Raw genomic sequence first — 25,233 nt, forward strand, 5'->3', positions numbered from 1 at the left:
CCGTGGCATCCCGGGAACGGGTGTCGCACCTGCCCTATCGGCCCAAGCCGGGTGAGATCCCCACGAACCCGGGGGTCTACCGGTTCCGTGACGCCGAGGGGCGTGTGCTGTACGTCGGCAAGGCCAAGAATCTGCGGGCGCGCCTGTCGAACTACTTCGCGCCGCTGTACTCGTTGCACGAGCGCACGCGACGCATGGTGACGACGGCGGCGTCGGTCGAATGGACCGTCGTGCCGAGCGACGTCGACTCGCTCCAGCTGGAGTACATGTGGATCAAGGAGTTCGATCCGCCGTTCAACGTGCGCTACCGCGACGACAAGTCCTACCCCTTCATGGCGATCACCCTCGCCGATGAGGCTCCGCGCGTCATCGTCACGCGCAACCCGAAGATCCGGGGGGCGAAGTACTTCGGGCCCTACCCGAAGGTCTGGGCGGTCCACGACACGATCGACCTGATGATCAAGGTCTTCCCGATCCGCACGTGCAGTGATGCCTCCTACAAGAAGGCCATGCAGTCCGGGCGTCCGTGCTTCCCCGGCCAGATCGGACGCTGCGGCGGGCCGTGCTCGATGAAGGTGACCATCGAGGAGCACCGGGCCATGGTCGACGACTTCGTCGCCTTCATGTCCGGAGGGGACCAGCGCTTCACCAAGGCGCTCACCGCGCGGATGATGGAGGCGTCGGCCGCCATGGACTACGAGGCCGCCGCGCGGTACCGCGACAAGCTGCAGGCCATCGACGCGGTCCTGGGCAAGAGCGCGCTCGTCCTGCCCGCCGACACCGATGCCGACCTGTTCGGCATCGCCGAGGACGAGCTGGCCGCGACCGTGCAACATTTCGTCGTGCGCGGTGGGCGCGTACGCGGCGTGCGGGCCACCACGATCGAGAAGGAGATCGACATCTCCGGTGCCGACCTGGTCGATCAGGTCCTGCAGCGTACGTACGGCGACGCCACGCCCGCCGACATCCCCCGTCAGGTGCTCGTTCCCGAGCTGCCCGACGATGCCGAGCAGCTCGAGGCCTGGCTGCGCGATCGTCGCGGACGCCCCGTCTCGCTCCAGGTCGCGCAGCGCGGACCGAAATCCGATCTGCTGAAGACGGCGACCCTGAACGCGCAGCAGGCGCTCATGCTCCACAAGACCCGGCGCACGAGCGACTACGTCGCCCGCTCGCAAGCGCTCACCGATCTCCAGGAGGCGCTCGGACTGGCCGAGGCGCCCCTGCGCATCGAGTGCTACGACGTCTCGCACCTCGCCGGCACCAACGTGGTGGCATCCATGGTCGTCTTCGAGGACGGCCTTCCGCGCAAGGACCAGTACCGCTCGTTCGGCGTCGCCGAGACCACGGATGACACCGACTCGCTGTATCAGGTGCTCACCCGACGGTTGGCCTACCTCGACCGTCCCGACGAGGAGGAGCGCGAGACACTCGGCGGGGCGATCGTCGCGGATGCCGAGAGCCCCGAGGCCACCGCCGACGGCGAGGTCGTCACCACGCGCAAGCGTCCGCGGTTCGCCTACCGTCCGCAGTTGCTCGTCGTCGACGGCGGTCAGCCGCAGGTGGCCGCCGCGGCGCGTGCCCTCGCCGACGCCGGCCATGAGGAGATCGCGCTGTGCGGCATCGCCAAGCGTCTCGAAGAGGTGTGGCTGCCGGGCGAGGACTATCCGGTGATCCTGCCGCGCACCTCCGAGGCGCTCTACCTTCTGCAGCGCCTGCGCGACGAGGCCCACCGGTTCGCCATCACGCACCAGCGCAAACGTCGCAAGCGCGACATCTCGAGCGTGCTCACCGAGGTCCCCGGGCTCGGCGACGCCCGCATCAAGGCGCTGCTGCGGCACTTCGGTTCCGTGGCGGCGCTGAAGAACGCCACGCCCGAGGAGATCACGGCGCTTCCGGGCATCGGTCCGACGCTCGCCGAGGCGATCCACGCTCGCTTGTCTCGCTAGGCTGGGACTCCGACGGAAGGGCGAATCATGCAGGCGGCACGGGATGCACGCGGCGAGGTGCTGATCGTCACGGGGATGTCGGGGGCCGGTCGATCCACCGTCGCCAACGCCCTCGAGGATCTCGACTGGTACGTCGTCGACAATCTCCCGCCGCGGATGCTGACCCCCCTCCTCGAGTTGACCGAGCGAGCGGGCGGCGCCGTTCCGCGGGTGGCGGTCGTGGTCGACGTCCGCGGACGTTCGCTGTTCGGCGACCTTCCGGAGGCGATGCGGGCGCTTCAGGCCGACGGTCAGGTGCGGGTGGTGTTCCTGGATGCCTCCGACGCGGTGCTCGTCCGTCGGTTCGAGGCCGTCCGGCGGCCGCACCCCCTGCAGGGCGACGGAACGATCCTGGACGGCATCCGCCGTGAACGTGAGCGTCTCACGCCCGTGCGCGAGGCGGCCGATGTCGTCATCGACACGTCCACATACAACGTGCACCAGCTGTCGCTGCGCACGGTGGAGCTCTTCGGCGAAGAGGGCGCCGCGCGCCACACCGTCACGCTCATGAGCTTCGGATTCAAGTACGGTCTGCCCACCGACGTCGATCTGGTCGCCGACATGCGGTTCCTGCCGAACCCGTTCTGGAGCGAGGAGCTGCGCCCGCTGACAGGCGAGGATCCGGCTGTTCGCGACTACGTCCTCGGACAGGAGGGAGCGACGGAGTTCCTCGACGCGTACGGCGCGGCGCTGCGCCCCGTGCTCGCCGGCTACCAGCGAGAGAACAAGCGTCATTCCGTCGTCGCGGTCGGTTGCACGGGAGGAAAGCACCGATCCGTCGTCATGGCCCGCGAACTCGCAGCGCGCATTAGCGAGCTGCCCGGCGTCGCGGTCCGCGTGACTCACCGTGACCTCGGCCGCGAGTAGGCTGTACCCTCGTCCCCGCCGCCTCGACAGCCCCACCCGCGCTGTCACGGGCGTTGCCCCATCGTCCTGAACCGAGGAGAACCGTGCCGCTGACCGCCGACGTGAAGGCCGAGCTGATCACCGTACGCGACCCGCGTCCTACGGCACGCGTCGCCGAACTGACGGCGATCTTGCGCTTCTCGGGTGGCCTGCACTCGATCGCCAATCGCGTCGCCGTCGAGGCCGAGTTGGACTCGGACATCCTGGCCCGCCGCGTCGCCCGCGATCTGATGGAGCTCTACGGCGTTCGGCCCGAGCTGCACCACGTGCAGGGCTCCGGTGGTCGCAACGGCGGTCACTTCGCCGTGCGGGTGATCGAGGCGGGCGAGACCCTCGCGCGTCAGACGGGCCTGCTCGACCAGCGGCGACGCCCGGTGCGCGGCCTCCCCAACAAGCTCACCACGGGCTCCCGGCCCGATCTCAGCGCCATCTGGCGCGGTGCCTTCCTCGCCAGCGGCTCGCTCAGCGACCCCGGTCGCTCGGCCGCCCTCGAGATCTCCTGCCCGTCGTCCGAGGCCGCGATGGCGCTCGTCGGCGCGGGCCACCGGATCGGCATCCCCGCGAAGGCCCGCGAGGTGCGCGGGGTGCCGCGCGTCGTCGTGCGCGATGGCGAGGCCATCCGCAGCGCCCTCTACGAGATGGGTGCGCGCCGCACGGCGGGGGAGTGGGATCAGATGCGCCAGCGTCGCGAGGTGCGCGCGGGAGTGAACCGCTTGGTCAACTTCGATGATGCCAACCTCCGGCGCTCCGCTCAGGCCGCCGTCGCGGCCTGCGCGCGCGTGGAGCGCGCACTCGAGATCCTGGGCGACGAGGTGCCGGCTCACCTCCAGCAGGCCGGTGAGCTCCGTCTCGCCCACCGTGACGCGAGCCTCGACGAGCTCGGGCACCACGCCGACCCGCCGCTGACCAAGGACGCCGTGGCCGGTCGCATCCGCCGCCTGCTGGCGATGGCCGACAAGAAGGCCGAGGTCGAGGGGATCCCGGGCACCGAGTCCGCCGTCCCCGTCGGCGCCGACGACTGACGTTCCGCGCGGACGGGTCGAACGGATGCCGGGGTTCGGCATCCGTTCGCGTTCCGCGACGCGCCCGGCGGGATACTCTCCGTCGTTCAGGGAAGCAACCCCGTCGTCCGCGCGTTGGCTCTCACTAGGATGAAGACGTCACCCTCGCTGCGCCGAGGTCTCGGTGCAGCGCCGATTCGGAAGTAGAGAACATGGCGAAGTACACGCTGCCCGAACTGCCCTACGACTACTCCGCGCTGGAGCCGCACATCAGCGCGACCATCATGGAGCTGCACCACAGCAAGCACCACCAGACGTATGTCAACGGCGCGAACACCACGCTCGACCTCCTCGCCGAGGCGCGCGAGAAGGGCGATTTCGCGAACATCAACCGCCTGCAGAAGGACCTGGCGTTCAACCTCGGCGGTCACACGAACCACTCCATCTTCTGGACCAACCTCTCGCCCAACGGCGGCGACAAGCCCACCGGCGACCTCGAGGCCGCGATCGACGACCAGTTCGGTTCGTTCGACGCGTTCCGCGGCCAGTTCACCGCCGCCGCCCTCGGCGTGCAGGGTTCGGGCTGGGCGGGTCTGTTCTGGGACTCGATCGGGGAGAACCTCCTCATCCAGCAGTTCTTCGACCAGCAGGGTCAGATCGTCGCGGGCACCGTCCCGCTGCTGCTCCTGGACGTGTGGGAGCACGCCTACTACCTCGACTACAAGAACGTTCGCGCCGACTACGTCAAGGCGTTCTGGAACATCGCCAACTGGGCCGATGCGCAGGAGCGCTTCGCGGCCGCCCGCGAGAAGACGGCGGGTCTGCTGGTACTGTCGTAAGCGGTGTGGGCGTCCCGGCGGGACACCCCGCCGGGACGCCGTTGTCCGCCAGCGAACACCGCAATCACGCGCTTCTCGCGCACAACTGATTCAGGAGATATTCCGTGACCGTCAAGATCGGAATCAACGGCTTCGGCCGAATCGGACGCAACTACCTCCGCGCGGCTCTCGCGCAGGGTGCAGACCTCGAAATCGTGGCGGTGAACGACCTCACCGACAACAAGACCCTCGCCCACCTCCTCAAGTACGACTCCGTCGGGGGCGTCCTGGCAGAAGAGGTCTCGTACACCGAAGACTCCATCACCGTCGGCGACAAGACCATCAAGGTCTTCGAAGAGCGTGACCCCGCCAACCTCCCCTGGGGTGAGCTGGGCGTCGACATCGTCATCGAGTCCACCGGACGCTTCACCAAGGCCGAAGACGCCAAGAAGCACGTCGCCGGTGGCGCCAAGAAGGTTCTGATCTCGGCTCCCGCCACGGGTGACGACGCCACGATCGTCATGGGCGTCAACGAAGAGACCTACAACCCCGAGACCGACGTCATCATCTCGAACGCGTCGTGCACCACGAACTGCCTCGCCCCGCTGGCGAAGGTCTTCAACGACGCCTTCGGCATCGAGCGCGGCTTCATGATGACCGCGCACGCGTACACCGCCGACCAGAACCTCCAGGACGGCCCGCACAGCGACCTCCGCCGCGCGCGCGGCGCCGCGATCAACATCGTCCCCGCCTCGACGGGTGCCGCCAAGGCGATCGGTCTCGTCCTGCCCGAGCTGAACGGCAAGCTGTCCGGTTCGTCCTACCGCGTCCCGGTCCCCACCGGCTCGATCGTCGACCTGACGATCGTGACGCCCACCGAGGGCCTGACGGTCGACCAGGTCAACGAGGTCTACAAGCAGGCCGCCGCCGAGGGTCGCCTCGCCGGGATCCTCGCGTACACCGAGGACCCGATCGTCTCGAGCGACATCCAGGGCAACCCGCACTCGTCGATCTTCGACGCCGAGCTGACCAACGTCTCGGGCAACCTCGTCAAGGTCTCGTCCTGGTACGACAACGAGTGGGGCTACTCCAACCGTCTGGTCGACCTGACCGAGTACGTCGCCGAGCGTCTCTGACCTTCCATGGCTCTGCGCACCCTCGAATCGCTGGGGTCGCTGGCCGGCACGCGCGTCATCGTCCGTTGTGACCTGAACGTCCCGCTCAAGGACGGCGTCATCACGGACGATGGCCGCGTGCGCGCGTCGCTGCCGACCCTCAACGCCCTCATCAACGCCGGCGCCCGCGTCGTCGTGTGCTCGCACCTGGGGCGGCCCGACGGGGCGCCCGACCCGAAGTACTCCCTCGAACCGGTTGCGCAGCGCCTGTCCGAGCTGCTCGGACAGCCGGTCGCCTTCGCTCGGGACACGGTGGGCGAGTCCGCTCGCGAGGCCGTCGCCTCGCTCGAGGACGGGGACGTCGCCGTCATCGAGAACCTCCGCTTCAACGCGGGCGAGACCTCGAAGGACGAGGCCGAGCGTCAGGCGTTCGCCCGCCAGCTCGCCGAGCTGGGCGACGCGCTCGTGTCGGACGGCTTCGGCGTCGTTCACCGCAAGCAGGCGAGCGTCTACGACCTCGCGCAGATCGTGCCGTCGGCTGCCGGTCTCCTCATCCAGAAGGAGCTCGAAGTCCTCGACCGCTTGACGGAGAACCCCGAGCGCCCCTACACCGTGGTGCTCGGTGGATCCAAGGTCAGCGACAAGCTCGGCGTCATCGAGCATCTTCTGCCCCGCGTGGACAAGCTCCTCGTCGGTGGCGGCATGATGTTCACCTTCCTGGCCGCCGAGGGCAACAAGGTCGGGTCGAGCCTGCTCGAGCAGGACCAGATCGAGACGGTGAAGGGCTACCTCGCCTCGGCGAAGGAGCGCGGCGTCGAGATCGTCCTGCCGGTGGATGCCGTCGTCGCGGCGTCGTTCTCGGCCGATGCCGAGCATGTGGTGGCCGACGCGGTCGCGCTCGAGGAGACGCCTTTCGGGGCATCCGGTCTGGGCTTGGACATCGGTCCCCGTACGGCCGAGCTGTTCGCCGAGGCCATCCGCGATTCGCGCACGGTGTTCTGGAACGGGCCGATGGGCGTGTTCGAAATGGCCGCGTTCGCGGCCGGCACCAAGACCGTGGCGCAGGCCCTCACTCAGGTCGACGGTCTGAGCGTCGTCGGCGGCGGCGATTCGGCCGCGGCCGTGCGCCAGCTCGGCTTCGCCGACGATCGGTTCGGCCACATCTCCACCGGTGGCGGTGCCAGCCTGGAGTTCCTCGAAGGCAAGAAGCTCCCCGGACTGGAGGTCCTCGGATGGCAGTGAACAGAACGCCCCTCATCGCCGGCAACTGGAAGATGAACCTCGACCACCTGCAGGCGGTCGCGTTCGTCCAGAAGCTGCATTGGACGCTGAAGGACGCCAAGCACGACAACGGCAGCGTCGAGGTCGCGGTCTTCCCGCCCTTCACCGACCTGCGGACCGTGCAAACGCTCCTGGACGCCGACAAGATCGAGTTCGCGCTGGGCGGTCAGGACCTCTCGGCCCACGACTCCGGTGCCTACACGGGCGAGATCTCCGGGCAGTTCCTGGCGAAGCTGGACGCGCGCTACGTCATCATCGGGCACTCGGAGCGTCGCCAGTTCCACCACGAGACCGACGAGGTCGTCGCGGCCAAGACCCAGGCGGCCCTGCGCCACGGCCTGGTCCCGGTGATCTGCGTGGGTGAGACCTCGGAGGACCTCGAGAAGTTCGGCGCGAGCGCCGTGCCCGTCGGACAGCTCGAGGTCGCGCTGGAGGGCGTGGCATCCGATGCCGACATCGTCGTGGCCTACGAGCCGGTCTGGGCGATCGGCTCGGGTCAGGCCGCGACGCCCGAGCAGGCGCAGGACGTGTGTGCGAAACTGCGTGCGGTCGTGGCCGACAAGCTCGGTGCCGACGCCGCCGCCCGCACGCGCATCCTCTACGGCGGATCCGTCAAGTCGGCCAACATCGCCGGCTTCATGCGGGAGCCCGACGTCGACGGTGCCCTGGTGGGTGGCGCGAGCCTCGTCGTCGACGAGTTCGCCGCGATCATCCGCTACCAGAAGCACGTCGGCGTCTGACCACAGGGATGCCCGCGGCCGCGCGCCGCGGGCATCCGTGTGTCCGCTCCGCCTCCCCGTATACTTGACGCTTGTGCGGTCGTCCCGACCGTTCGCGAAAGGCTTTCGACAGTGCAGATTCTCGAGTTCGTCCTGCAGGTTTTCCTGGGCGTGACCAGCCTCCTGCTGACCCTGCTCATCCTGCTCCACAAGGGACGCGGGGGCGGCCTGTCCGACATGTTCGGCGGCGGTATGAGCTCGGCACTGGGCTCGTCCGGCCTGGCCGAACGCAACCTCAATCGATTCACGATCGTGCTGGCGCTGGTGTGGTTCATCACCATCGTCGGTCTCGGTCTCCTGACCAAGTTCGCGGAGCTCTGACATGGCCACTGGCGGCAACGCCATCCGCGGCACGCGCGTCGGCGCGGGCCCGATGGGTGAACAGGATCACGGTTTCCACGCCGACCGCGTGGCGGTGTCGTATTGGGACGCGCTCGGCAACGAGACCGTCCGGTACTTCGCGGCGGGCATCCCCGACGACGAGATCCCCGAGACGATCGACTCCCCGCACTCCGGCCTGCCCGCCGGCCGCGACAAGAACAACCCGCCGGCTCTGGCGAAGACAGAGCCCTACAAGACGCACCTGGCCTACGTGAAGGAACGCCGCACCGATGAGGAGGCGGCGTCGCTCCTCGACGATGCCCTCCAGCAGCTGCGCGAGCGCCGCGGCCAGTAAGAGCGAGGACGACAGAGACCGGATGCCTGTGGCATCCGGTCTCTGTCGTTGGATTCTGCGATCAGTACTCGCGGTCGATGAGCTGCGGCGGAACCTGGTCGGCGGCCGCTTCATCGACGAAGAACGCCGTACGGCGACGTCCCTTGGCTCCCGCGGCGGGGACGCTCTGGTAGCTCGCACCGGCGAGGGCGAGACCCAGGGCCGCGGCTTTGTCGGCACCGGCGATGACCATCCACACGCGCTTGGAGGAGTTGATCACCGGTCGGGTCAGCGAGATGCGCTCCGGCGGTGGCTTGGGGGAGTCCCGCACCGGTACGGTCGCGCGATCGGTGACCGAGATCTCGGCCCGGTCGGGGAACAGCGAGGCGATGTGCGCATCCGGTCCCACGCCGAGGAAGCAGATGTCGAACGAGGGCCACGGTCCCGTCTCGCTGCGATCGGACGGGGCGAACTGCGCCAGCTCGTCCGCGTACGCGATCGCCGCGGCATCCAGGTCGAGGCCGTCGTCCGTCGAAGCGGCCGAGTGGATGTTCTCGGCGGGGATGTCCAGGCCGTCCAGGAGCGCGACCCGCGCCTGCTTCTCGTTGCGGTCATCGGAGTCGCGGGCGACGAAGCGCTCGTCACCGAACCAGAAGTGCACGAGCGACCAGTCGATCTCGGCGATGCGCGGGTCGCGCGCGGCCGAACGGAGCACCGCGCCGCCCATCGTGCCGCCGGTGAGGCACACGTGCATGCGCTTGCCCTCGGCCACGCGCTTCACGATGCGGTTGACGAAACGCGTCGCGACATAGTCGGCGAGGGTGTCGGCATCCTTCTTGATGATGACGCGCTTGGCGGAGCCGTTCTCGGTCATCGCCCGCTCCGCTCATCGATCGTGCTCAACAGCGCGGTGCACTGGGTCAGAACCCGGCCGTACAGCACGTCGGGGTCGAGGCGCCGCAGTTCCTCGGCGAGGCACTCGCGGAGCGTCCGTCGCGGGAAGTCGAGTTCGTGCGTGGGCTGGCCGGGCTGGGTCAGCACGGCGACGCCGGGTGTCGGACGCTCCAACAGCGTGTCTCCGCTCGGGCGCGAGAGACGGACCGACTTGATGCCCCCGACCCACTCGTCAGCCGGCAGGTAGGTGTAGGCGACGGGCGCCTCGAGCTTGAGCCCCAGCCACGCGGCCAGCAGGGCCGTCGACGGGGAGTCGCTCGACCCTGCCACCTCGATCGAGGTGACCGGTTCGTACGGCGGCTGATCCAGCACTGCGGCGAGCTGCTCGCGCCAGCGGGTGACGCGGGTCCACGCGAAGTCGGTGTCGCCGGGGGCGTAGTGCTCGCCGAGGTGGGCGACCCAGGCCGTCGGATCGGGCTGCGAGGAGGCATCGGTGATGCGGCGTTGGGCGATACGGCCGATCGCCGACATCGACGGGTCGGCGGGCGCCTCGGCGGGCCACCAGGCGACGACCGGGGCATCGGGCAGGAGCAGACCCGTGACGAGGCTCTCCGCGTTCGAGGCGGCCGCGCCGTGGGCCCGCAGCACGATGACCTCGCTCGCGCCGGCGTCGCCGCCCACGCGGATCTGGGCGTCCAGGCGGGGCTCCTCGTCCTCGTCGCCGAACAGCACGGCGATGACGCGCATCGGGTGCTCGCGGGAGGCGTCGTTCGCGGCCTCGATGACCTCTTCCTCGGCGCCGTGACGGGTCACGATGATGAGGGTGAGCACGCGCCCGAGGGCGACGGCGCCGCCCTCTTCGCGAACGCTGACGAGCTTCTTCGAGATCGCGCTGACGGTGGTGTCGGGCAGGTCGATGATCACGGGCGCCTCCACGTGCGGCCATCGCGGGCGAGGAGCTCATCGGCGGATGCCGGCCCCCACGACCCGGGAGAGTACTGTTCCAGCGGTCCGCCCTGGGCGGCCCAGAACTCCTCGATCGGGTCGAGGATCTTCCAGCTGAGTTCGACCTCTTCGTGCCGCGGGAACAGCGGCGGATCGCCCAGCAGCACGTCGAGGATGAGTCGTTCGTAGGCTTCGGGGCTCGCCTCGGTGAAGGCGTGGCCGTAGCCGAAGTCCATCGTGACGTCGCGCACCTGCGTGCCGTCGCCGGGGACCTTCGACCCGAAACGGATGGTGACGCCCTCGTCGGGCTGCACGCGGATGACGAGGGCGTTCTGTCCGAGCTCCTCGGTCTGGCTTCGCGAGAACAGCTGCTGCGGCGCGCGCTTGAACACCACCGCCACCTCGGTGACGCGACGGCCCAGGCGCTTGCCGCTGCGCACGTAGAACGGCACGCCCGACCAGCGGCGCGTGTTGATCTCGAGTTTGATCGCGGCGTAGGTCTCGGTGACCGACTCGGGATTCATGCCGTCTTCCTCGAGGAAACCGAGCACCTTCTCGCCGCCCTGCCAACCGCCCGCGTACTGCCCGCGTGCGGTCGCCTCGGCGAGGTTCTCCGGCAGACGCACCGCCGCCAGGACCTTCTCCTTCTCGGCGCGCAGATGCGCGGCGTTGAAGCTGATCGGCTCCTCCATCGCGGTGAGAGCGAGCAGCTGGAGCAGGTGGTTCTGGATGACGTCGCGGGCGGCGCCGATCCCGTCGTAATAGCCGGCGCGTCCGCCGACGCCGATGTCCTCGGCCATCGTGATCTGCACGTGGTCGACGTAGTTGCGGTTCCAGATCGGCTCGTACAGCTCGTTCGCGAAGCGCAGCGCGAGGATGTTCTGCACCGTCTCTTTGCCGAGGTAGTGGTCGATCCGGAAGATCGAGTCGGCCGGGAACGCGCTTTCCACGACCTCATTGAGTTCGCGCGCCGAGGCCAGATCGTGTCCGAACGGCTTCTCGATGACCACCCGGCGCCAGCCGGTGGTGTCATCCGCGCTCTCGCCCACGAGTCCGGAGGCCTTGAGCTGCGTCGTGACCAGGGGGAACGCCTTCGGCGGGATCGACAGGTAGTACGCGTGATTGCCCATCGTGCCGCGTTCGACGTCGAGCTTGTCGACGGTCTCACGCAGGCGGCGGAACGCCTCGGGGTCGTCGAACTCGCCCTGGACGAAGCGGATGCCTTCCAGCAGCTCCTGCCACGTCTCCTCTCGGAACTCGGTGCGGGCGTACTGCTTCACGGACTCGTGCACGACCTTCGCGAAGTCCTGGTCCTCCCAGTCGCGGCGGGCGAACCCGACGAGCGCGAATCCGGGGGGAAGAAGCCCGCGATTGGCCAGGTCGTACACGGCCGGCATGAGCTTCTTGCGCGACAGGTCGCCTGTGACGCCGAAGATGACCAGCGAGCTGGGACCGGCGATGCGGTTGAGTCTGCGATCGTCGGGATCGCGGAGGGGGTTGTGACCGGGTGTGATCTCTACGACCATGCTTCTACTGCGCCGCCTCGAAGAGTGAGAGCACCTCGACCTGCGGGTCGGTGAGCGTGAGCGTGACGACGGGGCGGCCGTGGCCCTCCGCCAGCACGCTCGCGTCGCCCGCGGCCTGTGCGTGGATGAGCTGCCCGAACGTGAACGGACGACCGGGGATCTCCAGGTCGACGTCGGTGCGTTCGGTGATCTGAAGGAAGACCCCGTTGGCGGGTCCGCCCTTGTGGTACTGGCCGGTCGAGTGGAGGAAACGCGGTCCCCACCCGAACGTGGTCGGCCGACCCGAATCCGCCGCCACGAGCTCGCGGAGCCCCGCGAGCTGGGGGAGGTCGATCCGGTTCACATACGCCTGGATGCTGACGTAGCCGTCCGACGGCACCGACGCCCAGAGGGCATCGAGCACGCTCGCGAGCGTGCCCCCGGATGCCAGCGCGGGATCCGACACGCGGACCTCGACGCCGTCGAGAACCAGTGCGGGGGCCGTCGGCTCGGGGCGCGCGTCGAGCAGGCCGCGGGCGGCGGCCTTGGCCGACTCCACGTCCGGCTGGTCGAACGGATCGATGCCGAGAAGCCGGCCGGCGATGGCGGTGGCGTACTCCCAGACGACGAACTGCGCCCCCAGCGAGCCGCTGACGAGCACGTCGCCCTCGTGGCGGTCGAACAGGTGGAACGCGTCGGCATGGTCCACGAGGCGGACGACCTGGAGGTCGGCCGGCGTGGTCTCGATCTCGGGCGAGACCGGCAGCAGGACGACGGGGAGGATGCCGGTGCCGTCCTTGCCGGTGGACTCGGCGATCAGCTGCTCGATCCAGTCGGGCAGGCCCGGCAGGTGGCTGCCGTCCGTCACGAGGCCGAGCTTGTCGCGACGCTGGGACCCTCCGCCGGCGATGGCGGCGGCGAGGACGAGCGCCGGGTTCTCCGGCGAGTCGATAGCGACTTCGAGCAGAGTGGCATCCGCCTCGTCGAGCAGATCGTCGATGTCGACGCCCGCCAGCCCCGCCGGCACCAACCCGAAGGCGGTGAGCGCCGAATACCGGCCGCCGACCGTGGGATCGGCCGTGAAGACGCGATAGCCGTCGGCGCGAGCCGACTCCTCCAGCGGTGAACCGGGATCGGTGACGACCACGATCCGCTCGGCGGGATCGATGCCGACATCGCGGAAAGCGGCCTCGATCGCGCGCTTGGCCGAGTCGGTCTCGATCGTCGAACCGGACTTGCTCGAGACGACGAGAACCGTCTCACGCAGACCCCCCGATTCGGCGTCGCCGTCGATGGCGGCGAGCACCTGGCCGGGCGCGGTGGAGTCCAGGATCACCAGCGGCACACCCGCGGAGCGGGCGATGACCTCCGGGGCGAGTGAGGAGCCGCCCATGCCGGCCAGCACGACCCGCGTCACGCCCTGCGCGACGAGCCGGTCGCGCAGGGCGGTGATCTCGGGCACGAGCGGGCGCGAGACGGAGACCGCCTGCACCCATCCCAGCCGACGGGATGCCTCCTCCTCCGCCGCAGGCCCCCACAGTGTGGCGTCTCCCGCGGTGAGTCCCGAGGCGACGAGCGACCCGATCAGCTCGGGGAGCTCCGCGTCGACGACCGACTTGACGTGGCCGCTGACCTTGACGGCGAAGGTCACTTCGCCGCCTGGGCGCTTCCGGCCTCGAGCGCCGTGGCGACGGTGTCCTGGAGCTCGTGCCAGGAGGCGATGAACTTCTCGACGCCCTCGTCCTCCAGCGTCTGGGTCGCGTCGGCGAAGTCGACGCCGGCGGCGGCGAGCTGGTCGAAGACCTCGTGCGCCTCGGCGTACGCACCGGTGATGGTGTCACCGGTGATGACGCCGTGGTCGAAGGTGGCCTCGAGGGTCTTCTCGGGCATGGTGTTGACCGTGCCGGGAGCGACGAGCTCGGTGACGTACAGCGTGTCGGGCAGAGCCGGGTCCTTCACGCCCGTGGAGGCCCACAGCGGACGCTGCACGGTGGCGCCGGCGGCGAGGAGCTCCTTCGCCCGGTCCTCCGCGAACTTCTGCTCGTACAGCTCATACGCCAGACGCGCGTTGGCCAAGCCGGCCTTGCCCTTGAGGGAGGCGGCTTCGTCGGTGCCGATCGCGGCCAGCCGCTTGTCGACCTCGGTGTCCACGCGCGAGACGAAGAAGGACGCGACCGACTGCAGAGTCGCGATGTCGTGACCGGCGTCACGCGCCTTCTCGACACCGGCGAGGTAGGCGTCGATGACCTCGGCGTAGCGCTCGAGGCTGAAGATCAGCGTGACGTTGACCGAGATCCCCGCCCCTATGACCTCCGTGATGGCGGGCAGGCCCGCCTTGGTCGCGGGGATCTTGATGAGGACGTTGGGGCGGTCCACACGGGCGGCGAGATCCTTGGCCTGGGCGATGGTGCCTTCGGTGTCGTGCGCGAGGTCGGGGGAGACCTCGATCGACACGCGTCCGTCGACGCCGCCGGTCGCCTCGAACACGGGGAGGAAGATGTCGCAGGCGTCGCGGACGTCGTCGGTGGTGATCGAGAAGATCGCCTCGTCGACGCCGGCATCGCGGCCCGCGAGCTCTCGGACCTGGCCCTCGTAGGCCTCGCCCTTCGAGAGCGCGCCGGCGAAGATGGTCGGGTTCGTCGTCACACCCGAGACGTTGCGCTTCTCGATCAGCTCGGCGAGGTTGCCCGACTGGATGCGCTGGCGCGAGAGGTCGTCGAGCCAGATGCTGACGCCCTGAGCGGACAGCTGTTCGGTGGGAGTGCTCATTGTTCTCGTTCTCTCCTGGAACTTACTTCGCGGCGGCGGCGATCGACTCGCGCGCGGCCGACACGACGGCCTCGGCGGTGATGCCGAACTTCTGGAACAGGGTCTTGTAGTCGGCCGACGCGCCGAAGTGGTCGATCGCGACCGAACGGCCGGCGTCACCGACGATGCCCTGCCACGTCAGGGACGAGCCGGCCTCGACGGAGACGCGTGCCTTCACCGACGTCGGCAGAACCGACTCGCGGTACGCCTCGTCCTGCTCGGCGAACCACTCCAGCGACGGAGCCGACACCACGCGGGCGTGGATGCCCTCGGCGGCGAGGGTCTCGCGCGCCTGAACGGCCAGCTGGACCTCGGAACCGGTGGCGATGAGGATGACGTCGGGTTCGCCGTTCGCGGCCTCGGCGAGCACGTAGGCACCCTTGACGGCGTGCGCGGCCGAGGCGAAGTCGTCGCCCGAGGCCTCACCCTCGCCGCGCGGGAACACCGGGATGTTCTGACGCGTCAGGGCGATTCCTGCGGGGCCGGCGGTGCGGCGAAGCATCTCGAGCCACACGACCGAGGTCTCGTTGGCATCCGCGGGACGGACGACGGCGAGGTTCGGGATCGCGCGGAGGGAGGCGAGCTGCTCGATCGGCTGGTGCGTCGGGCCGTCCTCGCCGAGGGCGACCGAGTCGTGCGTCCAGACGAAGATCGTGGGGATGTTCATCAGCGCGGCCAGACGCACCGGCGGGCGCATGTAGTCGCTGAAGATGAGGAAGGTGCCGCCGAACGGTCGTGTCGGGCCGTGCAGCACGATGCCGTTGAGGATCGCGCCCATCGCGTGCTCGCGGATGCCGAAGTGCAGGACTCGGCCGTAGGGGTCGCCCGACCACTCGTGCGTGGACCACGACTCGGGGATGAAGGACTTGGCATCCTTGATCGTCGTCAGGTTCGACTCGGCGAGGTCGGCGGAACCGCCCCACAGCTCGGGGAGCTCGGCGGCGAGGGCGTTGATGACGGCGCCCGAGGCGGCACGCGTCGAGACGTCCTTGCCGGCCTCGAAGGCGGGCAGCGCGTCGGCGATGTCGGCCGGCAGCTCACGCGCCTGAAGACGGTCCCACAGCTGCTTGCGCTCGGGGTGAGCCGCCGCCCACGCGTCGAACTTCTCCTGCCAGGCGGCCTTCTCGGCCTCCCCGCGCTTGACGAGTTCGCGGGTGTGGGCGAGGACCTCGTCGGCCACCGCGAAGTGCTGGTCAGGATCGAACCCGAGCACCTCCTTCGTGGCACGCAGCTCGTCGGCACCGAGAGCCGAACCGTGGATCTTGCCCGTGTTCTGCTTGCCGGGGGAGGGCCAGCCGATGATCGTCTTGAGGATGATGAGCGACGGCTTGCTCGTCTCGCCCTTGGCAGCCTCGATCGCGGCGTGGAGCTCGGCCACGTCTTCGACGTACTGGCCCGTCTTCTTCCAGTCCACCGTCTGGACGTGCCAGCCGTAGGCCTCGTAACGCTTCTGCACGTCCTCGGTGAAGGCGACGTTGGTGTCGTCCTCGATCGAGATCTGGTTGGAGTCGTAGATCGCGATGAGGTTGCCGAGCTCCTGGTGGCCGGCCAGCGAGGACGCCTCGCTGGTCACGCCCTCCTGCAGGTCGCCGTCGCCGGCGATGACGTACACGTAGTGGTCGAAGGGGCTCTCGCCGGCAGGCGACTCGGGGTCGAACAGGCCACGCTCGTAACGGGCGGCGTAAGCGAAGCCCACGGACGAGGCCAGACCCTGACCCAGCGGGCCGGTCGTGATCTCGACGCCGTCGGTGTGCCCGTACTCGGGGTGGCCGGGGGTGAGCGAGCCCCAGGTGCGCAGGGCCTCGAGGTCTTCCAGCTCGAGGCCGAAACCGCCGAGGTACAGCTGCACGTACTGCGTCAGCGAGGAGTGCCCCGCCGAGAGGATGAACCGGTCGCGGCCCGGCCAGTGGGTGTCGGCCGGGTCGTGGCGGAGGACCCGCTGGTACAGGAGGTAGGCGGCCGGTGCGAGCGACATCGCCGTGCCGGGGTGTCCATTGCCCACCTTCTCGACGGCATCCGCCGCCAGAACGCGAGCGGTGTCCACCGCGCGCCGATCGATCTCATCCCATTCGAAGTCCGACAACACGGTGCCTTTCTCGTCACTTTGCGCCCGGGGTCACGATCCGACGCCGCACTCGACGCCGTCGGAGCGGGAGTGGGGTGGGGTGGTCGGCGCGGGGCGCGCGTTCCTCGCCAGCATAGCGAGAACGCAGGAAGGGCCGGGACTGTTCCCGAGGGGGTCGACAGACGGCCGGGTCTGTGCACGGGATGCCATAGAATCATGGGGATACTCACGCTCTACCCCGGGGGATGATGGACATCTCGACGACGTCGCACGTCACAGCGACGACCGATCGCCGCTCCGTCGGACGCACCCTCCGGGCCTACGTCGCGCTGACCAAGCCGCGCGTGCTCGAGCTGCTGCTGGTGACGACCGTTCCCGTGATGATCCTGGCCGCCCGCGGACTGCCCGACCTGTGGCTCATCTTCGCGACCGTCATCGGCGGGTCGCTCAGCGCGGGTTCCGCGGCGGCGTTCAACATGTATCTCGACCGGGACATCGACGCGCACATGCAGCGCACCGAGAACCGGCCGCTGGTCACCGGCGAGGTCTCGCCCCGCGGCGCGCTCACCTTCGCGTGGACGCTCGCCGTCGTCTCGACCGTCTGGCTGTGGGCGTTCACGAACCCCCTCGCGGCCGCACTGTCGGCCGGAGCCATCTTCTTCTACGTCGTGATCTACACGATGATCCTGAAGCGCCGTACCGAGCAGAACATCGTGTGGGGTGGCATCGCCGGCTGCTTCCCGGTGCTCATCGGATGGTCGTCGGTCACCGGATCGCTGTCGTGGGCTCCGTTCATCCTTTTCGCGCTGGTGTTCCTGTGGACGCCCCCGCACTACTGGCCGCTGTCGATGAAGTACGCCGATCAGTACGACGGTGTCCACGTGCCCATGCTCGGCGCGACGCGCAGCGGATCGCAGGTGGGGCTGCAGGTGATCCTCTACGCCTGGGCCACGGTGGCGTGCTCCCTGCTGCTGATCCCGGTGGCATCCATGGGCCTGGTCTACAGCGTCTCGGCGCTGGTGTTCGGCGGCTGGTTCGTCTACGAGTCGCACCGCCTGTATTCGCGCGCCGTGCAGGGCGGCGAACCGCGTCCGATGCGCGTCTTCCATGCATCGATCACGTACCTCACGCTGCTCTTCGTCGCCATCGCGGTCGACCCGCTGCTGCCCTTCTGACATCCGCGCCTCCGCACGCCAGAACGCCCGCCCCCGGATCGGGGAGCGGGCGTTCTGCGTCGTGGGGCGGTGCTCAGGGGCGCGTCGCGTCCTCGTCGGCGTCGCGAGCCGTGGCGGCCTCTGCGGGGGCCGGTGCGTCGGACGGGGTCTCGACGTCCGCGTCCTCGAGGACGAGCGGAGCAGCCGGAGCGGTGGTCGCCGCGGCGGCCACGGTGGGGGCGGCGGCGAAGGGGGCCTCGGGGGCGCTCTCGTCGTCGCTGGCCCAGTCGATGGTCTCGACCGAGACGTCGGCACCCGGACGGGTGGACACCACGGTGGCGACCGCGAGGGTCGCGACGATGCCGAGGGCACCGGCACCGAGCACGGCCGCGCCCACGATGGCCCACGACTGAGCGACGTAGACGGTCACGACGGTGGCGTTGGGGTCGTTCAGCACCGCTTGCATCGCGTCGATCTGGCGGAAGACGAGGACTAGTCCGCCGATCACTGCGGCCAGGGATAGGACCAGGAGCGCCCAGAACGGGATGCTGGTCAGCAGGCGGGGGCGGGTCTGCATGGAATGAACTCCTTCGATTCCGGGCACGGTCGGCACCGGAGGGTCCACAGTCTCGCACTCGCCGGTGCGTCGCCTCTGGGCGCTCGATGAATCGCCTATGAACGCGCTAAGGTCAGCGCCGCGCCGCCTCGACCTTGCGCTCGGCCGAGCGATCGGCGGAGGAGGCGGGGCTCTTCAGGCGCAGGACGACGACCGTCATCGTCGCGGCGGTCAGGGCCGCGAGCACCATGTGGACGCCCACGGCGATCTCGGGCAGGCCGTTGCGTGCCTGGTACAGGCCCACGGCGATCTGCACGACCTCCACCGCCAGGAGAGCCGTCGCCCATCGGCGCACGGGAAGCCCCAGACGCCACGCGAGCACCACGATCACGAGCGTCAGCGCGAACAGGGCGTACCCGGGCCAGGCGTGCACGTGCTCGAGGACCTCGGCGTCGAAACCGTTGCGCTGCACCGCGGCGGCGTCGCCCGAGTGCGGGCCCGCGCCCGTGGTGAGCACGCCGAAGACGATGGTCAGGGCGAGCACGCCGGTCGTGGCGTGGACGAGGCCGGCGAACCACCCGGGGACGGCGCGCTCGCGGGGACCTGCGGGAAGGTACATGAGCGTGAGGAAGGCCGCGCACACGGTCACCAGCACCACCGAAGCGATGTAGTGGAAACCCACGATGAACGGGTTCAGACCCGTCAGCACCGTGATGCCGCCGACGACCGCCTGCGCGGCGATCCCGCCGAGCACCACGAGCGAGAGGACGAACATCGCGCGGCGCTCGCGCCGCAGGCGCCACATCAGGACGACGACGACGAGCGCCAGGATGCCGACCACACCGGTCAGTGTGCGGTTGCCGAACTCGATGATCCCGTGGATCCCCATCTCGGGGGTGTTGACGAGCGAGTCGGGCGTGCAGCGCGGCCACGTCGGGCACCCCAAGCCCGATCCGGTGAGGCGTACCGCACCGCCGGTGCCGATGATGAGCACCTCGGCGAGGAACGACAGCCAGGCGAACACGCGCACGCGGCGATCGACGTGGCGGGGGAGTCGGTCGATGAGGCGATGGAGCGTGCGGGGGGAGGAAGAGGTGGACATGCGCGCAGCCTCCTGGCGGCGGGCTCCGGGGGCGCGGCGATGGGTCTGCACCGTGCCGGGAGCGGGTGTTGCCTGTAGAATCGAAGGGTCTTCGGGTGCAGCGCTCGCGCGTCCCGCACCCCTGACATTCTAGGCGCGCAGTCAGCGTCTTCGAGCGGGCCCACCAGCGACCTTCCTGTGACTCCGACCGGAGTCCGACGGGGAATGTCGGGGCGGATGACACCGTTGAGGCCCGAGAAGGAGAGTGACCACCATGACCGATGTGCTCATCGACCGTCCCGAACTCGAGGGACTGGGGGTGTACGAATTCGGCTGGCACGACACCGATGCCGCCGGCGCCGTCGCCCAGCGAGGAATCAACGAAGACGTCGTGCGCGGTATCTCCGCGTTGAAGTCCGAACCCGAATGGATGCTCAAGACCCGTCTGAAGGGGTACCAGCTCTTCGGCCGCAAGCCCATGCCCACGTGGGGCGCGGACCTGTCGGAGATCGACTTTGACAACATCAAGTACTTTGTGCGCTCGACTGAGAAGCAGGCGCAGACGTGGGAGGACCTCCCCGAGGAGATCCGCAACACGTACGAGAAGCTCGGCATCCCCGAGGCCGAACGTCAGCGCCTCGTCGCCGGCGTCGCCGCTCAGTACGAGTCCGAGGTCGTCTACCACCAGATCCGCGAGGACCTGGAAGAGCAGGGCGTCATCTTCATGGACACCGACACGGCCCTGCGCGAGCACCCCGAGTTCTTCGAGGAGTACTTCGGCACCGTGATCCCCGCCGGCGACAACAAGTTCGCCGCGCTGAACACGGCCGTGTGGTCGGGCGGATCGTTCGTCTACGTCCCGAAGGGCGTGCACGTCGAGATCCCTCTGCAGGCGTACTTCCGCATCAACACCGAGAACATGGGCCAGTTCGAGCGGACGCTGATCATCGCCGACGAGGACAGCTACGTCCACTACATCGAGGGGTGCACGGCGCCCATCTACAAGAGCGACTCGCTCCACTCGGCGGTCGTCGAGATCATCGTGAAGAAGAACGCTCGCGTTCGCTACACGACGATCCAGAACTGGTCGAACAACGTCTACAACCTCGTCACCAAGCGCGCTGTCGCCCACGAGGGCGCGACCATGGAGTGGGTCGACGGCAACATCGGCTCCAAGGTGACGATGAAGTACCCGTCGATCTATCTGATGGGCGAGCACGCCAAGGGCGAGACGCTCTCGGTCGCATTCGCGGGTCCCGGTCAGCACCAGGACGCCGGCGCGAAGATGATCCACATGGCGCCCTACACGCAGTCGTCGATCGTGTCGAAGTCGATCGCGCGCGGCGGCGGTCGTGCCGGCTACCGCGGCGAGGTGCGGGTGGATGCCAACGCGCACCACTCCGCGAACACCGTGCGCTGCGACGCGCTCCTGGTCGACACCATCTCGCGCTCCGACACGTACCCCGCGATCGACATCCGCGTCGACGACGTGCAGCTCGGCCACGAGGCGACCGTGTCCAAGGTGAGCGAGGAACAGCTGTTCTACCTGCAGTCCCGCGGTCTTCCGGAGGACGAGGCGATGGCCATGATCGTGCGCGGCTTCATCGAGCCGATCGCTCGCGAGTTGCCCATGGAGTACGCCCTCGAGCTCAACAAGCTCATCGAGATGGGCATGGAAGGATCCGTCGGCTGATGACGACTGCGACCCAGACCCCCGCCGGTACCGCGGAGGGTCACATCGACCCTGCCGCTCTGGTGGCATCCGCGGTTCCCGTGCAGACCCGGTCGGAACGTCTGACCTCGTTCGACCCGAGCGACTTCGGCGTTCCCACCGGCCGCGAGGTCAATTGGAAGCTCAGCCCCATCGACCGCCTGGCGCCGCTGTTCGTGGACGAGGCCGGGCCCGAGGGCATCATGCGGGTCGAGGTGAGCGCGCCCGACGCCGTCGAGCAGCTCCGCCTGGCCACGGGTAACGCTCCCCGCGGAGAGCACTTCCGCCCCGAGGACCTGCCGGCCGCCCTGGCCTGGGTGCACGAGCCGGAGGCTCCGCTGCTGCGGATCCCGACGAACGTCGAACTCGACGAGCCGATCGTCGTGCGTCTGACGGGTACCGGCGGACTCGCGCACGCGCACGTGGTCATCGAGGCGCAGCCGAACTCCCGGGGCACCGTGGTGCTGCGCCACGAGGGCACCGCGCAGCACGCGCAGAACGTCGAGATCCTGGTGCGCGACGGCGCCGATCTCACCGTCGTGTCGGTGCAGAAGTGGGATGACGACGCCATCCACGCCTCGTCCCACCAGGCGCGGGTCGATCGTGACGCGAAGCTCACCCACGTCGTGGTGAGCTTCGGCGGCGGCGTGGTCCGTGTGAACCCCTCCGTCGAGCTCTCCGGCGCGGGCGCCGAGGGTCGGCTGTACGGCCTGTCCTTCTCCGACGCGGGCCAGCACCTCGAGTCGCAGGTCTATCTGCACCACAAGGGCCCGCACACGGTCGGCGACGTGCTCTACAAGGGTGCGCTGCAGGGCGCGAGCGCACGCAGTGTCTGGATCGGCGACGTGCTCATCGGACCGGATGCCACGGGCACCGACTCCTACGAGGCCAACCGCAACCTCGTCCTCACCGACGGCGCGCGCGCCGATTCGATCCCGAACCTCGAGATCGAGACCGGCGACATCCAGGGCGCCGGTCACGCCAGCGCCACCGGTCGGTTCGACGACGAGCAGCTGTTCTACCTGCAGGCCCGCGGCATCGCCGAGGACGAGGCGCGGCGCCTCGTCGTGCTCGGGTTCCTCAGCGAGATCGTCCAGCGCATCGGCATCCCGGAGCTCGAGTCCGAGCTCATCGACGCGATCGAGCGCGAACTGGCCGAGGGAGCGGCGGCGTGAGCGCGTCCCGCGTGTGCGGGCTCAGTGAGCTCGTGCAGGACGAGGCCCGCCGGGTCGAGGTCGACGGTGTCGCGATCGCCGTCGTGCTCGACGGCAACGGCGAGGTCCACGCGATCGGCGATGTGTGCACGCACGGCGACATCTCTCTCTCCGACGGCTTCGTCGAGGGCGAGACGTTGGAGTGCTGGGCACACGGCTCGGCGTTCTCGTTGAAGACGGGACGTCCCCTGAACCTCCCGGCCTTCGAGCCGGTCCCCGTGTACGAGGTCGTGATCGACGGCGACGACGTGCTCATCGACCCCGCCGTCACCAAGGCGACGGCCTGACGGCCGCGCCCCCTTCGACTCCCCGAACTACCGAGTAAGGAACACCATGTCTGTCCTCGAGATCCGCGACCTCCACGTGACGGTCGAGACGGATGCCGGCACGACCCCGATCCTCAACGGTGTGACGCTGACGCTGCGCACCGGCGAGACCCACGCCATCATGGGCCCCAACGGCTCCGGCAAGTCGACCCTGGCGTACACGATCGCCGGTCACCCCAAGTACACCGTCACGAGCGGGTCCATCACCCTCGACGGCGAAGACGTCCTGGAGATGAGCGTCGACGAGCGGGCCCGCGCGGGTCTGTTCCTCGCGATGCAGTACCCCGTCGAGATCCCCGGCGTCACGGTGACGAACTTCCTCCGCACCGCCAAGACGGCCATCGACGGCGAGGCGCCGGCGATCCGCTCGTGGACCAAGGACGTCAAGGGCGCCATGGAGAACCTGCGCATGGATGCCAAGTTCGCCCAGCGCAACGTGAACGAGGGCTTCTCGGGCGGCGAGAAGAAGCGCCACGAGATCCTCCAGCTCGAGCTGCTCAAGCCGAAGATCGCGGTGCTCGACGAGACCGACTCGGGCCTCGACGTCGACGCGCTGAAGATCGTCTCCGAGGGTGTGAACCGCGCCAAGGAGCAGACCGACCTCGGCGTGCTCCTCATCACCCACTACACGCGCATCCTGCGCTACATCCGCCCCGACTTCGTCCACGTCGTCGTGAAGGGCCGGATCGTCGAAGAGGGCGGGCCCGAGCTCGCCGACCGACTCGAGGAAGAGGGCTACGACCGCTTCCTCGAAGCCGGTACGCCGATCGACGCGTAGGATCGTTACATGACCGCAACACTCGCTCCCGAGAAGTACGACGAGGTCACCGAGGCACTCAAAGACGTCATGGACCCCGAACTGGGGATCAACGTCGTCGACCTGGGGCTGATCTACGACCTCGCGTGGGACGATGAGAACGACGCGCTCGTCATCCACATGACGCTGACGTCGGCGGGCTGCCCGCTGACCGACGTTCTCGAGGAGCAGACGGCACAGGCTCTCGACAACGTCGTGGACCGGTTCCGCATCAATTGGGTCTGGATGCCGCCGTGGGGTCCGGAACGGATCACCGACGACGGCCGCGACATGATGCGCGCCCTCGGCTTCGCGATCTGATCACACGGGAAGCGCCCGCACCGGAACACCGGTCGCGGGCGCTTCTGTTTCCGTGTCTGACGTCGTGCCGTGGCATCCGGCTCTCTCTGATTAGGCTCGCAGCATGAGCGTCGCCCCTCTACAAGCCCTGCCGCTCGACCTGCTGCGCCAGCGCTCGAGCACGAAGTGGAGATCGTACGGCGACGACGTGATCCCGATGTTCGTGGCGGAGACGGACTACCCGCTGGCTCCGGCGATCACAGCGGCACTTGCACGCGCCGTCGAGATCGGCGACACCGGCTACACCCCGCCGCGACCGGGCATCGACCTCGACTTCGCCGACTTCGCCGCGCGGCGCTGGAACTGGCGTCCGGATCCCTCTCGTATCCGCTGGACCGGGGACGTCATGATGGGCGTCGTCGAGGTCCTGCGGGCCGTGACGTCCCCGGGCGACCGGGTGGTGGTGACGCCGCCGGTGTACCCCCCGTTCTACGACACCGTCGAAGAGGCGGGCGCCGTCGTGGAGCGCGTCCCCCTCATCGACGACGGCGCGCGGTGGAGCCTGGACCTGGCCGGGATCGATCGGGCTCTCGCCGCCGGTGCACGGGCTGTGCTGCTGTGCAACCCGCACAACCCCACCGGGACGGTGCACACGCGGGAGTCGCTCGCCGGACTCGCCCGCCTCGCCCACCGGTACGGCGCCGCCGTCGTCAGCGACGAGATCCACGCTCCGCTCACGCACGCGCCGGCGGTGTTCACCCCCTTCCTGGATGCCGGTGCGGAGGCCGCGGCCGTCGGGTTCGCGGTGACCAGTGCCAGCAAGACGTACAACCTCGCCGGGCTGAAGTGCGCGGTGATCGTCACGGGATCGGAGGAGACCGCGGCGGTCGTGCGCGCGCTGCCGTGGGAGGTCGAGTGGCGTGCGGGGCTGTTCGGCATCATCGCGAACCGTGCCGCGTTCGCGATCGACAGCGATGCGTGGCTGGAGCAGCTCCTGGCAGCGCTCGACGACAACCGTCGGCTGCTGGCCGATCTCCTGGCCGAACACCTGCCGCTCGCGCGGTACCGCCTTCCCGAGGCGGGGTATCTCGCGTGGGTCGACGTGTCGGCGTACGGCTGGGGGGACAACCCCGCGCCTTTCATCCGTCGCGAGGCGAAGGTCGCCCTCCACCACGGGCCCCTGTTCGGCGAGGAGGGCGTGGGGCACGTGCGCATCAACGTCGGGTGCGCTCCCGAGGTCCTTCGCGAGGCGATCGAGCGCATCGGCGCCCTGGCGAGGTAGTTCGGCGGTGGGGTTTCCGCGGAAGGCGGACATGGCATCCGGGGATAGGTAAGGAT

At 69.0% G+C, this 25,233-nt stretch carries 24 protein-coding genes; 16 read left to right on the top strand and 8 right to left on the bottom strand.

Annotation, left to right across the window (positions count from 1 at the left end):
* Nucleotides 1-2: 2 nt before the first annotated feature.
* From uvrC to LL239_RS14110, 9 genes are all read left to right on the top strand, one after another.
* Nucleotides 3-1,946, top strand: coding sequence for an excinuclease ABC subunit UvrC (gene uvrC / locus LL239_RS14070; RefSeq protein WP_228164075.1), 1,944 nt, complete (start codon nucleotides 3-5; stop codon nucleotides 1,944-1,946).
* 27 nt (nucleotides 1,947-1,973) lie between these two features.
* Nucleotides 1,974-2,852: an RNase adapter RapZ gene (gene rapZ, locus LL239_RS14075; protein ID WP_228164076.1), complete on the top strand. Its 879-nt coding sequence runs from the start codon at nucleotides 1,974-1,976 to the stop codon at nucleotides 2,850-2,852.
* Nucleotides 2,853-2,935: 83 nt separating this feature from the next.
* On the top strand, nucleotides 2,936-3,913 hold the full coding sequence (gene whiA / locus LL239_RS14080) for a DNA-binding protein WhiA (RefSeq protein ID WP_228164077.1): 978 nt from the start codon (nucleotides 2,936-2,938) through the stop codon (nucleotides 3,911-3,913).
* A 191-nt stretch (nucleotides 3,914-4,104) separates the two neighbouring features.
* Entirely contained in the window at nucleotides 4,105-4,731 is a 627-nt protein-coding gene (locus LL239_RS14085; protein ID WP_228164078.1) for a superoxide dismutase, read from the top strand.
* A 104-nt stretch (nucleotides 4,732-4,835) separates the two neighbouring features.
* Nucleotides 4,836-5,846, top strand: a complete 1,011-nt coding sequence (gap, locus tag LL239_RS14090; protein ID WP_228164079.1) for a type I glyceraldehyde-3-phosphate dehydrogenase — start codon at nucleotides 4,836-4,838, stop codon at nucleotides 5,844-5,846.
* A 6-nt stretch (nucleotides 5,847-5,852) separates the two neighbouring features.
* Nucleotides 5,853-7,067, top strand: a complete 1,215-nt coding sequence (locus LL239_RS14095) for a phosphoglycerate kinase (RefSeq protein WP_228164080.1) — start codon at nucleotides 5,853-5,855, stop codon at nucleotides 7,065-7,067.
* Entirely contained in the window at nucleotides 7,058-7,846 is a 789-nt protein-coding gene (gene tpiA, locus LL239_RS14100) for a triose-phosphate isomerase (RefSeq protein ID WP_228164081.1), read from the top strand. Before LL239_RS14095 ends, tpiA begins: the two co-directional genes overlap by 10 nt.
* Before the next feature lie 111 nt (nucleotides 7,847-7,957).
* Nucleotides 7,958-8,206: a preprotein translocase subunit SecG gene (gene secG / locus LL239_RS14105; RefSeq protein ID WP_077049988.1), complete on the top strand. Its 249-nt coding sequence runs from the start codon at nucleotides 7,958-7,960 to the stop codon at nucleotides 8,204-8,206.
* A 1-nt stretch (nucleotide 8,207) separates the two neighbouring features.
* On the top strand, nucleotides 8,208-8,561 hold the full coding sequence (locus tag LL239_RS14110) for an RNA polymerase-binding protein RbpA (protein WP_063257886.1): 354 nt from the start codon (nucleotides 8,208-8,210) through the stop codon (nucleotides 8,559-8,561).
* 61 nt (nucleotides 8,562-8,622) lie between these two features.
* Here LL239_RS14110 and pgl read toward each other — a convergent pair whose 3' ends face one another.
* The 6 genes from pgl to tkt are packed head-to-tail and all read right to left on the bottom strand — an operon-like array spanning nucleotide 8,623 to nucleotide 16,775.
* Nucleotides 8,623-9,414 (bottom strand): 6-phosphogluconolactonase, encoded by a 792-nt coding sequence (pgl, locus tag LL239_RS14115; RefSeq protein WP_228164082.1) that lies wholly within the window; start codon nucleotides 9,412-9,414, stop codon nucleotides 8,623-8,625.
* A complete protein-coding gene (locus LL239_RS14120) occupies nucleotides 9,411-10,358 on the bottom strand; it encodes a glucose-6-phosphate dehydrogenase assembly protein OpcA (protein WP_228164083.1) in 948 nt (315 codons plus the stop codon). Before LL239_RS14120 ends, pgl begins: the two co-directional genes overlap by 4 nt.
* A complete protein-coding gene (gene zwf / locus LL239_RS14125) occupies nucleotides 10,355-11,905 on the bottom strand; it encodes a glucose-6-phosphate dehydrogenase (RefSeq protein WP_228164084.1) in 1,551 nt (516 codons plus the stop codon). Before zwf ends, LL239_RS14120 begins: the two co-directional genes overlap by 4 nt.
* A gap of 4 nt (nucleotides 11,906-11,909) precedes the next feature.
* Nucleotides 11,910-13,535, bottom strand: coding sequence for a glucose-6-phosphate isomerase (locus tag LL239_RS14130; protein WP_228164085.1), 1,626 nt, complete (start codon nucleotides 13,533-13,535; stop codon nucleotides 11,910-11,912).
* A complete protein-coding gene (gene tal / locus LL239_RS14135) occupies nucleotides 13,532-14,653 on the bottom strand; it encodes a transaldolase (protein ID WP_228164086.1) in 1,122 nt (373 codons plus the stop codon). The genes LL239_RS14130 and tal overlap by 4 nt, the downstream gene beginning before the upstream one ends.
* 22 nt (nucleotides 14,654-14,675) lie before the next feature.
* Nucleotides 14,676-16,775 (bottom strand): transketolase, encoded by a 2,100-nt coding sequence (gene tkt, locus LL239_RS14140; RefSeq protein ID WP_228164178.1) that lies wholly within the window; start codon nucleotides 16,773-16,775, stop codon nucleotides 14,676-14,678.
* Nucleotides 16,776-17,005: 230 nt separating this feature from the next.
* Between tkt and LL239_RS14145 the strand changes: the two genes are divergently transcribed.
* A complete protein-coding gene (locus LL239_RS14145; RefSeq protein ID WP_228164179.1) occupies nucleotides 17,006-17,932 on the top strand; it encodes a heme o synthase in 927 nt (308 codons plus the stop codon).
* Between the two features lie 73 nt (nucleotides 17,933-18,005).
* Here LL239_RS14145 and LL239_RS14150 read toward each other — a convergent pair whose 3' ends face one another.
* Nucleotides 18,006-18,488 carry a dinucleotide-utilizing enzyme gene (locus tag LL239_RS14150; protein WP_228164087.1) on the bottom strand — a complete coding sequence of 161 codons (483 nt, stop codon included), beginning with the start codon at nucleotides 18,486-18,488 and terminating at the stop codon, nucleotides 18,006-18,008.
* Nucleotides 18,489-18,600: 112 nt separating this feature from the next.
* The gene (locus LL239_RS14155; protein WP_228164088.1) at nucleotides 18,601-19,569 is read right to left on the bottom strand and encodes a COX15/CtaA family protein; all 969 of its coding nucleotides are present in this window, start codon (nucleotides 19,567-19,569) and stop codon (nucleotides 18,601-18,603) included.
* Nucleotides 19,570-19,822: 253 nt separating this feature from the next.
* Here LL239_RS14155 and sufB point away from each other — a divergent pair, with 253 nt between their 5' ends.
* The 6 genes from sufB (at nucleotide 19,823) to LL239_RS14185 (ending at nucleotide 25,177) form a co-directional block, all read left to right on the top strand.
* Complete coding sequence (sufB, locus tag LL239_RS14160) at nucleotides 19,823-21,241, top strand: Fe-S cluster assembly protein SufB (protein ID WP_228164089.1); 1,419 nt, start codon at nucleotides 19,823-19,825, stop codon at nucleotides 21,239-21,241.
* On the top strand, nucleotides 21,241-22,434 hold the full coding sequence (gene sufD, locus LL239_RS14165; RefSeq protein ID WP_228164090.1) for a Fe-S cluster assembly protein SufD: 1,194 nt from the start codon (nucleotides 21,241-21,243) through the stop codon (nucleotides 22,432-22,434). Before sufB ends, sufD begins: the two co-directional genes overlap by 1 nt.
* Nucleotides 22,431-22,760 (top strand): non-heme iron oxygenase ferredoxin subunit, encoded by a 330-nt coding sequence (locus LL239_RS14170; RefSeq protein WP_228164091.1) that lies wholly within the window; start codon nucleotides 22,431-22,433, stop codon nucleotides 22,758-22,760. Before sufD ends, LL239_RS14170 begins: the two co-directional genes overlap by 4 nt.
* 46 nt (nucleotides 22,761-22,806) lie before the next feature.
* Nucleotides 22,807-23,577: a Fe-S cluster assembly ATPase SufC gene (sufC, locus tag LL239_RS14175; RefSeq protein ID WP_228164092.1), complete on the top strand. Its 771-nt coding sequence runs from the start codon at nucleotides 22,807-22,809 to the stop codon at nucleotides 23,575-23,577.
* A gap of 9 nt (nucleotides 23,578-23,586) precedes the next feature.
* Nucleotides 23,587-23,916, top strand: a complete 330-nt coding sequence (locus LL239_RS14180) for a metal-sulfur cluster assembly factor (protein ID WP_013586729.1) — start codon at nucleotides 23,587-23,589, stop codon at nucleotides 23,914-23,916.
* A 103-nt stretch (nucleotides 23,917-24,019) separates the two neighbouring features.
* A complete protein-coding gene (locus LL239_RS14185) occupies nucleotides 24,020-25,177 on the top strand; it encodes a MalY/PatB family protein (protein WP_228164093.1) in 1,158 nt (385 codons plus the stop codon).
* Nucleotides 25,178-25,233 lie beyond the last annotated feature (56 nt).

The organism is Microbacterium testaceum (assembly GCF_020781835.1).
Taxonomy (GTDB): domain Bacteria; phylum Actinomycetota; class Actinomycetes; order Actinomycetales; family Microbacteriaceae; genus Microbacterium; species Microbacterium testaceum_H.

Bases quoted from the DNA above. Each gene is read 5' to 3' on its own strand.
- rapZ (WP_228164076.1), top strand. From the start codon at position 1,974: ATGCAGGCGGCACGGGATGCACGCGGCGAGGTGCTGATCGTCACGGGG.
- LL239_RS14085 (WP_228164078.1), top strand. From the start codon at position 4,105: ATGGCGAAGTACACGCTGCCCGAACTGCCCTACGACTACTCCGCGCTG.
- LL239_RS14095 (WP_228164080.1), top strand. From the start codon at position 5,853: ATGGCTCTGCGCACCCTCGAATCGCTGGGGTCGCTGGCCGGCACGCGC.
- tpiA (WP_228164081.1), top strand. From the start codon at position 7,058: ATGGCAGTGAACAGAACGCCCCTCATCGCCGGCAACTGGAAGATGAAC.
- LL239_RS14110 (WP_063257886.1), top strand. From the start codon at position 8,208: ATGGCCACTGGCGGCAACGCCATCCGCGGCACGCGCGTCGGCGCGGGC.
- pgl (WP_228164082.1), bottom strand. From the start codon at position 9,414: ATGACCGAGAACGGCTCCGCCAAGCGCGTCATCATCAAGAAGGATGCC.
- zwf (WP_228164084.1), bottom strand. From the start codon at position 11,905: ATGGTCGTAGAGATCACACCCGGTCACAACCCCCTCCGCGATCCCGAC.
- tal (WP_228164086.1), bottom strand. From the start codon at position 14,653: ATGAGCACTCCCACCGAACAGCTGTCCGCTCAGGGCGTCAGCATCTGG.
- LL239_RS14145 (WP_228164179.1), top strand. From the start codon at position 17,006: ATGGACATCTCGACGACGTCGCACGTCACAGCGACGACCGATCGCCGC.
- LL239_RS14150 (WP_228164087.1), bottom strand. From the start codon at position 18,488: ATGCAGACCCGCCCCCGCCTGCTGACCAGCATCCCGTTCTGGGCGCTC.
- LL239_RS14155 (WP_228164088.1), bottom strand. From the start codon at position 19,569: ATGTCCACCTCTTCCTCCCCCCGCACGCTCCATCGCCTCATCGACCGA.
- sufB (WP_228164089.1), top strand. From the start codon at position 19,823: ATGACCGATGTGCTCATCGACCGTCCCGAACTCGAGGGACTGGGGGTG.
- sufD (WP_228164090.1), top strand. From the start codon at position 21,241: ATGACGACTGCGACCCAGACCCCCGCCGGTACCGCGGAGGGTCACATC.
- sufC (WP_228164092.1), top strand. From the start codon at position 22,807: ATGTCTGTCCTCGAGATCCGCGACCTCCACGTGACGGTCGAGACGGAT.
- LL239_RS14180 (WP_013586729.1), top strand. From the start codon at position 23,587: ATGACCGCAACACTCGCTCCCGAGAAGTACGACGAGGTCACCGAGGCA.
- LL239_RS14185 (WP_228164093.1), top strand. From the start codon at position 24,020: ATGAGCGTCGCCCCTCTACAAGCCCTGCCGCTCGACCTGCTGCGCCAG.